This is a genomic window from Providencia sp. JGM181 (assembly GCF_018257375.1).
Classification (GTDB): Bacteria; Pseudomonadota; Gammaproteobacteria; order Enterobacterales; family Enterobacteriaceae; genus Providencia; species Providencia lanzhouensis.
The window spans coordinates 1-8128 of record NZ_JAERJY010000156.1 but is presented as its reverse complement, the minus strand read 5'-3'; the positions used below and the strand labels follow the sequence as shown (position 1 = coordinate 8128).

Sequence of the window (8128 nt, the reverse complement as noted above, 5' to 3'; positions counted from 1 at the left end):
ATAAAATTATGTGTTCTGTGTTTTTAAATGTTAATAAAAAATAAAGTCATGAAAAAACTCATCACGGTATCTTTATTGCTGCTGAATCCATTAATTGCTCTCTCTGAAGAGGCTGTGGACTTCAATATTAATATATTGAACGCAGAAGATAGAGAAAATATTAATTTGGCAGTTTTTTCACAAGATCTTTATATTGTTCCTGGCATTTACCCCTTTAAACTAAGTATAAATAACGCGTATATACCTGAGCAGAAAATAACCGTTGTGAGTTATGAAGAAAAATCACAAGCGTGTTTAACAGATGAAATTGTCGAGAAATTTGACTTAAATTCGGAAGCTGAAAGTGTATTACAGTGGAATACTATTGATGGCTTAGAGTGTTTAGATATTGCTAGCTTAGAAGGAATGTCAGTAACACCTAATTTATCGACCGGAACATTAATTATTAATATTCCTAAAAGCTACCAGGAATATTCAGCCAACGACTGGGAATCAGCATCTCGTTGGGAAGATGGCATTAAAGGTATTATTTTTGACTATAATCTGACCTCACAATATAACCGTAGTTTAGGTGATAACAAATCGAACAATACTTTTTTCTTTTCAGGATTAGGGGCGGTCGGCGCTAATTTTGATAGCTGGCGTTTACGGGGTTTTTGGCAAGGTTCATATAACCATGCACAAAATAGTCGAGTTGATGATACTCACGATATTAAATGGACGAATATTTATGCTTATCGAGCTATTCGCAGCTTAAAATCGAAATTAACTCTAGGTGAAGATTTTCTGCAAACAGATTTGTTTGATAGCTTCAAGTTTATTGGGATTTCATTACGTTCTGATGACAATATGTTACCGCCGAGCTTACGTTCATATGCACCAGAGGTGACGGGTTTTGCAGAAACGAACGCGGTAGTCAAAATTAGCCAAGATGGACGCGTTATTTATGAAAGCTTAGTTCCTGCGGGCCCATTTAGAATCCAAAATTTAAATAGCGGTATTTCAGGGACGTTACAAGTCAGAGTTGAAGAAAGTGATGGGCGTGTTTCAGAATTTGAAGTAGAAGCTGGAAACATTCCTTTTTTATCTCGTCCAGGTTCTGTGCGTTATAAAGTGAGCGCAGGTAGACCAACGGATATGGATCGCCATGTTATGGGGGATGCATTCGCACAAAGCGAGGTTTCATGGGGCGTTAGCAATGGTTGGTCAGTTTTTGGTGGCGCACTAAATAGTAGTCGATTTAACTCTTTTGCTGCTGGTGTTGGACGTGATTTGTTTCAATTTGGTGCAATCTCATTTTCATTTAATCATTCAATAGCAGCATTGACAGATGGACCGACCTTAAAAGGCAAAGCATTTAAAGTCGATTATTATAAAAGCTTCGAAGGAAGCAATAGTCAAATTCAATTGTCCGCATACCGTTTTATGGATCGTGAATTTATGACGATGAGTGACTTCCTTACTTATAATGACCAAAAAGATATTATGTATGCAGGATACAATAAAGGCTCTTATTCTGCATCACTAAGTAAAAACTTTACTGATTGGCGTTCATCCATAAATTTAAACTACACGCACCAAACCTATTGGAATCGCCCAAATAGTTATCGCTATAACATGACCTTTTCGAAATATTTTGATACCAGCAAGTTTCATAATATCGGTCTGTCTATCAACATGTTTAATAGCAAAATGCAAGGTTATCAAGATAACGGAGTTTATGTCAGCCTTTCAGTTCCATTAGCATCAGGAACTTATGTCAATTATTCAACGTATAATGGTAAGAACGATAATACGAATAAAGTGACAGTGAATGAGCGTCTTGAAAATAAAGATAACCTTTCACTTTCTATCGGTAATAATCGACATAGCGGAATATTTAGTAGCTATTATAGCCATAAAGGCAATATGAATGACTTTAATACCAGCTATAACTATATAAGTAATAACTCAATGTCATTATCTGCGAATGTCCAAGGCGGCATGACATTGACGGGGTACGGAATAGGAATGCATCCAGTCACATCAACAGGTGGAACACGAGTTTTTGTTGATACAAATGGCGTTAAAGATGTCCCTGTAAAATATAACGGCACACATTTACGCTCTAGTGGTTCTGGAAAAGTCGTTGTACCAGATATTAATAGCTACTATAAGACAGACGTCGTTGTTGATATTAATAAATTACCTAAGAATGTTGAGGTTGCGGATTCCGTAACACGAACCACACTCACTGAAGGGGCAATAGGTTATCGTAGTTTTGATGTTATTTCTGGGATCAAAATGATGGTGACGTTGAGATTACAAGATGGAAGTTACCCACCATTTGCTGCGGATATTAAAAATAATGCTGGCAAGACAACAGGTATTGTGGGTGACCAAGGTGAAGCTTACATCGGTGGAATAAGACCGGGTGAGGCAATGAAAGTATTATGGCAAGGTTCTGAATGTACGATTACATTCCCACAAAATATCGAAGAGCATAATATTTACGACAAACTGCTCTTACCATGTAATTAATAATAATCTTAAAAGAAGGCTAATGTTTATGATGAAAAAATTATCCGTATTATTACTTAGCTGCTTCGTGACTGCGAATGCTTATTCTGCAATTTCAATGGACAGAACGCGTATTATTTATAATGGCGATAGCAATTCAGTCTCATTAACGGTAAGTAATAAAAATAACCAACTGCCTTATTTGGCGCAAGGCTGGTTTCAAGATGAAAAAGGCGAAAAGCTAACCTCTTATTTTACGATTTTACCACCAATCCAAAGAATTAATGCGGGGCAAACAAGCCAATTGCGTATTGAAGCTTTACCAGACATAGTGAAATTACCTCAAGATAGAGAAAGCCTGTTTTTCTTTAATTTAAGAGAAATTCCACCTACAAGTAAAAAATCTAACGTACTGCAAATTGCATTACAAACACGTGTGAAGTTGTTCTATCGTCCAGCTTCTTTAGCGGTTGATTCCACGCAAATGAAAAATGCGCCGTGGCAGAATAAATTAGTGCTAGTCAAAAAAGGCGGTGCTATTTATGCCAAAAACCCAACGGCTTACTATGTGGTATTAAACAACATTAGAAAAAGTGCCAACGCAGAGAAAGCAAAAAGTTTTGTTGCTGTAGACGTTGCGCCATTTGCTGAGCAAAAACTGTCAATTACCGCAGATCAATTAGGTTCATCGCCAGTGATTAATTACATCAATGACTACGGCGGTCAGGTTGATGTTCCGTTTGTCTGTTCTGCAACAGAGTGTCACGCTCAAGCGGCTAACTAATCCCATAAGCAAATGAGAGAAATGGATAAATCGAATGTTTAAATTTAAGAACCTGTTTTGTCTTAGTTTACTGTTTTTTTTATCTGTGACTGCATTTGCGGATGGGAAGTTTGTGACAGTCAGAGTGAATGTTTTATCTGGCGGATGTGTATTGAATGATAACGAAGATATCTATGTGGATTTTGGCGATGACATCGTTATTGGGCAAATTGAGTCAGGTAAATACACAGAGGAAATTCCTTATAGTTTAAGTTGTGATTCGCGATTTGATGAGCTGTATATTGCTTTTGAAGGCGTTAAAGGGGAAACCTCAAACAGCCTGAAAGTCGCGGATACACCGGGTTTGAATATCAAACTGTATATTGATAACAAGCCTATGGATATCGGTTCTCAATATGAGATTGATAATATCCAATCTTTACCTTCTTTAACTGCAGAACTGGCACTGGCTAATGGGATAAGACCTGTTGGAGGTGAGTTTTCTACTGCTGCAACACTAACTGTAGGATATCATTAAGGTATTATCTTATGAAAAAGCTCTTGTTATCATTCGTTTTATTTCTGGCATACACAAGTGTGGCACAGGCTGTCAAAGTGAGCTTTAGAGGGAATTTGATAGAGGGAACGCCATGTGTCATCAATAATAATCGCCCGATTGAGGTGGATTTTGGTGATGACTTGGTGGTTTCGTTAGTGCCGACCAAAGATGGTACAAAATATATAGAAGATATCGATTTTGAATGGGAATGCGACAATATTTCATCTGGAATGGATGTGGTTTTCAGTTTTGAAGGCAAACGTTCTTACTTTGATAATGATTTATTAGCAATTAATGAACAAAGAGATATTGCACTGCAAATTTATTATGATTCAGACACATTGAGAGTGAACGATACGTTTGTATACACCTATGAATCTGACTATAAAAAACCTGATCTGAAGGCGGCATTAGTAAAAAGTAGCTCAAGTTCTGCTCGTGTCGAGCCGGGCGAGTTTACCGCTAGCGCGACACTAACGGTTGCTTATCCATGAAGATAATCTTCTTTACTCTATTACTTTATTTCTCTGGGAATGCGTTCGCGGATGAAGTGAATTTTTCTGGAGTATTGAGACACGCCATTCCTTGTATCGTCAATGGCGGCGAGGAGCTTGTGGTGCCATTTCATGAGGTCAATGATAAAGACCTTTATCGTCAAAGAGATATCTCTGAAGTCTTTGAAATTACACTCTCTGAGTGCGAGTTTTTACCTGATTTTTCATTTTCGATGTCATTTACGGGAATCAGTAACCCGAAAATTAAAGGTTCGCTGCGAATTGATGGTGACCCCGGTGATCTGGGCTATGCCATCGTGTTGAGTAGCGATAATGGCAATGTGGATATTAATAGCCAATACCCTATTGTTGGAATGAACGGCAGTAAATTCCCAAGCGTGATCCCGCTTAAAGCTTCCATTTTGGGGGAAGAAGACGCAATCAAAAATAAAAGTATTAAACTCGGGGATTTTAGCGCTACCACCACTTTTAATATCTATTACGAATAACTCGGTTGTTAAGGATATTATGAAAAAACTTATTCTTATCTGTTTGTTAGCGATATCGTCTTTTCAATTTGCGCGAGCTGAATTTGCAGCGCAAGGTGAGCTTGTTACTGACCATGGCGCATGGATGGACACACGATATATTTTACGCGGGGACTTACAACACGATAATCGCCCGATGGCTGTGCAAACGACAGGCAGTTGTCCTTGTGATATAGAGTTAGGATCTTGGGGAACCTATGCAGATGGTGGGTATGGTGCGGGTAACTCACACATTGTTAACTTTGATACTCACTCAGTGAGATTAAGAGAGCGAAGTTCATGGGACGAAAGGCCCGTTACGTTCAGTGAAGTGGCTAGAGCATTAGAAAAAGATAATGTTTTAAATAGGCAAATTCCGGGACGTTGGCAGTTTTATCCGAGAAGACCTGGAGTTGGATACTGCTTCAATTTAGGTATTTTGTATCGACAAAAAATGCAGCGTGAGCAAACTGCAGATAACCCAATAATTCTCTGTTCACCGTTAGACCCTGCTATTACTAACTGTGATATTGAAGGACCAGATTATATCGACCATGGCACATTATCCAATAGCTCGATGAATGGTCATACCGTAAGGGAAAACTTTACGATCAGCTGCACAAATCCAACGGATGTTAAAATTTCTGCTGTCGCAGGATTAGATAATGATAACTTCATTTTTATGGCGGATGGGCTAGAGTCTGAAATTAAAGTCAATGGCGCACCATCAACCGTACTTTCGGTAGATTCGTTTGTGAAACAAACTTTTGATGTTTCCAGCACATTAAGAAAAACCAAAGATCTCGTTCCGGATGAATATTCAGGTATTTTCCTGTTATCAGTTGAGCTCCCTTAGTATTCAAGCATAAAAGACAATGGCAGGGTTTTGGTCAATACATCGAGACTGAAACCCTGCCATTTTTTGATCTGAACTCAGGTTATTTATACGTAGAAGCGCGAGAATAGCATCTCAGTCACCAGAGGGCATTAGAGTGAAAAACGGCATACAGTTACGTATCAAAGGAAAGGTTCAAGGGGTTGGATTCCGACCTTATGTCTGGCAACTTGCCCATCAATGTGCCTTGAATGGTGACGTCTGTAATGATGGCGAAGGTGTACTGGTACGCCTGCTAGAGACTGCGGATATCCCTTTATTTACTCAGCTTTTATATCAACACTGCCCGCCGCTTGCACATATTGAATCTATTCAATCCCAACCTTTTCAATGGGATGAGTTGCCAGAAAAATTCACGATTCGTCATAGTGGTGCAGGACGAATGGATACTCAGGTTATCCCCGATGCTGCAACCTGCAAAGCCTGCCGTGACGAGCTATTTGACCCTGCGAATCGTCGCTATCATTACCCGTTTGCAAACTGCACCCATTGCGGTCCTCGTTTTACTATTATTCGTCAAATGCCCTATGACCGACCGAATACCTCAATGGCGGCATTTCCGTTATGCCCTGAATGTCAGCAAGAATATGAAAATCCGGCAGATAGACGTTTTCATGCTCAGCCAAATGCTTGTGCGACCTGTGGTCCTGAAATCCAGCTGTGTGATAAGAATGGCAAGGTTCTAGCGGTTCACCATCAAGCCTTAGAACAAACGGCGACGGACTTATTGAATGGCAAAATTGCAGCGATTAAAGGGCTTGGCGGTTTTCACCTTGCGTGTGATGCCACTAATTTCCATGCAGTTGAACAATTGCGTCAACGTAAACACCGTCCCAGCAAACCTCTGGCGGTAATGATCCCATCCCTCAACTGGCTAAAAGACCAAGGGGTTGATGTCACTGAAGGTTTACGTGCGTTACTTGAAAGTGCGGCGGCACCGATTGTCCTTATTCACGGATGGGAAAATAGCGTATTAAGCGAAAATATCGCACCACATTTGCGGGAAGTGGGGGTAATGCTACCTTCCAACCCACTGCAACATTTGCTGATGGCGCAGGTGAATAGGCCATTAGTGATGACCTCAGGAAATGCATCGGGTAAACCTCCGGTACTCACGGAGCAAGCGGCTTTCACGGATTTAGCAAATATTGCAGACATTTGGCTGATACATAATCGCGATATTGTGCAACGGGCGGATGACTCTTTAGTACGTTACCATGCCGGAAAAGCGGAAATGTTACGCCGAGCCCGAGGTTATGTACCGGATGCTATTGACCTTCCAGCGGGCTTTGAAAACTCACCGTCTATTTTGGCGCTAGGTGCGGATTTAAAAAATACCTTTTGTTTGCTTAGAGATAAAAGTGCGGTGATGAGCCAGCATTTAGGTGATTTGGACGACATCGATATTTATCAACAATATCAGCAATCTATTGCACTATTTGAGTCGATTTATCGATTTAAACCTGAATACCTAGTGGGGGATATGCACCCCAATTATGTTAGTCATCGTTACGGTAATACCTTAAGTGACCAGCTGAATATCCCGATGATGCACGTTCAGCATCATCATGCTCATATTGCGGCGGTGATGGCGGAATATGGCATTCCGTTAGGTAATGAAAAAGTAATTGGTTTGGCGCTGGATGGTCTCGGTTTCGGTGATGATAACCGGCTGTGGGGCGGTGAGTGCTTACTCGTGGATTATGCCTCTAGCCAACACCTTGGTGGATTACCACCAGTTGCTATGCCGGGAGGGGATTTAGCATCTCGCCAACCATGGCGTAACTTATTGGCTCATCTAGAAAAATTTGTGCCTGATTGGCAAACGAAGCACATTGCTTCGGTACTTGCTCCTTTTGCTTATCCACTATTACAAAAAGCGATTGCTAGAAAGCTTAACTGCCCAACCGCTTCATCGGCAGGACGATTATTTGATGCTGTTGCAGCGGCATTAGGGATTTGCCCTGAGCAAACCAGTTGGGAAGGCGAGGGGGCCTGTCAGTTAGAAGCGCTAGCATTGCAAAGTTCAGTCCAGCAGCATCCTGTCACAATGCCAGTGGTGGATAATCAATTGGATTTAACCACCTTTTGGCATGAATGGTTGGCTTATGATGCGCCGAGAGCCGAACTTGCCCATGCTTTTCACCAAGCTTTAGCACAAGGATTTGCAGATTTAGCGCTGCAACAAGCGAAGCGGTATGGCATTCAACAAGTGGCGCTATCTGGTGGCGTTCTGCATAACCAATTATTACGTCATTTTCTAATAGAGAATCTACAGCCTCTTGAGGTATTACATGCTCGTCAATTACCGATGGGAGATGGTGGACTTGCATTGGGGCAAGTTGCGATCGCTGCCGCAATATTGAAAAAAAATAACTGAGAATAATAGTC

Annotated in this window: 7 protein-coding genes; all 7 read left to right on the top strand. The window is 40.7% G+C overall.

Annotated elements, in window-relative coordinates; translation table 11 throughout:
- Positions 1–48 precede the first annotated feature (48 nt).
- The 7 genes from JK188_RS15275 to hypF all read left to right on the top strand — a co-directional run bounded on the left by JK188_RS15275 (position 49) and on the right by hypF (position 8117).
- Positions 49–2520, top strand: a complete 2472-nt coding sequence (locus tag JK188_RS15275) for a fimbria/pilus outer membrane usher protein (protein WP_211887395.1) — start codon at positions 49–51, stop codon at positions 2518–2520.
- Between the two features lie 22 nt (positions 2521–2542).
- The gene (locus tag JK188_RS15270) at positions 2543–3283 is read left to right on the top strand and encodes a fimbria/pilus periplasmic chaperone (protein WP_108478449.1); all 741 of its coding nucleotides are present in this window, start codon (positions 2543–2545) and stop codon (positions 3281–3283) included.
- A gap of 34 nt (positions 3284–3317) precedes the next feature.
- Entirely contained in the window at positions 3318–3800 is a 483-nt protein-coding gene (locus tag JK188_RS15265) for a fimbrial protein (RefSeq protein WP_036956202.1), read from the top strand.
- Positions 3801–3811: 11 nt separating this feature from the next.
- Positions 3812–4315 carry a fimbrial protein gene (locus JK188_RS15260; protein ID WP_211887396.1) on the top strand — a complete coding sequence of 168 codons (504 nt, stop codon included), beginning with the start codon at positions 3812–3814 and terminating at the stop codon, positions 4313–4315.
- Positions 4312–4824, top strand: coding sequence for a fimbrial protein (locus tag JK188_RS15255; RefSeq protein WP_036956207.1), 513 nt, complete (start codon positions 4312–4314; stop codon positions 4822–4824). The genes JK188_RS15260 and JK188_RS15255 overlap by 4 nt, the downstream gene beginning before the upstream one ends.
- A 19-nt stretch (positions 4825–4843) precedes the next feature.
- A complete protein-coding gene (locus JK188_RS15250) occupies positions 4844–5698 on the top strand; it encodes an MrpH family fimbial adhesin (protein ID WP_211887398.1) in 855 nt (284 codons plus the stop codon).
- Positions 5699–5834: 136 nt separating this feature from the next.
- Complete coding sequence (gene hypF, locus JK188_RS15245) at positions 5835–8117, top strand: carbamoyltransferase HypF (RefSeq protein ID WP_211887400.1); 2283 nt, start codon at positions 5835–5837, stop codon at positions 8115–8117.
- The last annotated feature ends 11 nt before the right edge of the window (positions 8118–8128 follow it).

What these genes read in the sequence shown, in the direction of transcription:
- JK188_RS15270 (WP_108478449.1), top strand. Translation starts at nt 2,543, where the DNA reads ATGTTTATGATGAAAAAATTATCCGTATTATTACTTAGCTGCTTCGTG.
- JK188_RS15265 (WP_036956202.1), top strand. Translation starts at nt 3,318, where the DNA reads ATGTTTAAATTTAAGAACCTGTTTTGTCTTAGTTTACTGTTTTTTTTA.
- JK188_RS15260 (WP_211887396.1), top strand. Translation starts at nt 3,812, where the DNA reads ATGAAAAAGCTCTTGTTATCATTCGTTTTATTTCTGGCATACACAAGT.
- JK188_RS15250 (WP_211887398.1), top strand. Translation starts at nt 4,844, where the DNA reads ATGAAAAAACTTATTCTTATCTGTTTGTTAGCGATATCGTCTTTTCAA.
- JK188_RS15275 (WP_211887395.1), top strand. Translation starts at nt 49, where the DNA reads ATGAAAAAACTCATCACGGTATCTTTATTGCTGCTGAATCCATTAATT.
- JK188_RS15255 (WP_036956207.1), top strand. Translation starts at nt 4,312, where the DNA reads ATGAAGATAATCTTCTTTACTCTATTACTTTATTTCTCTGGGAATGCG.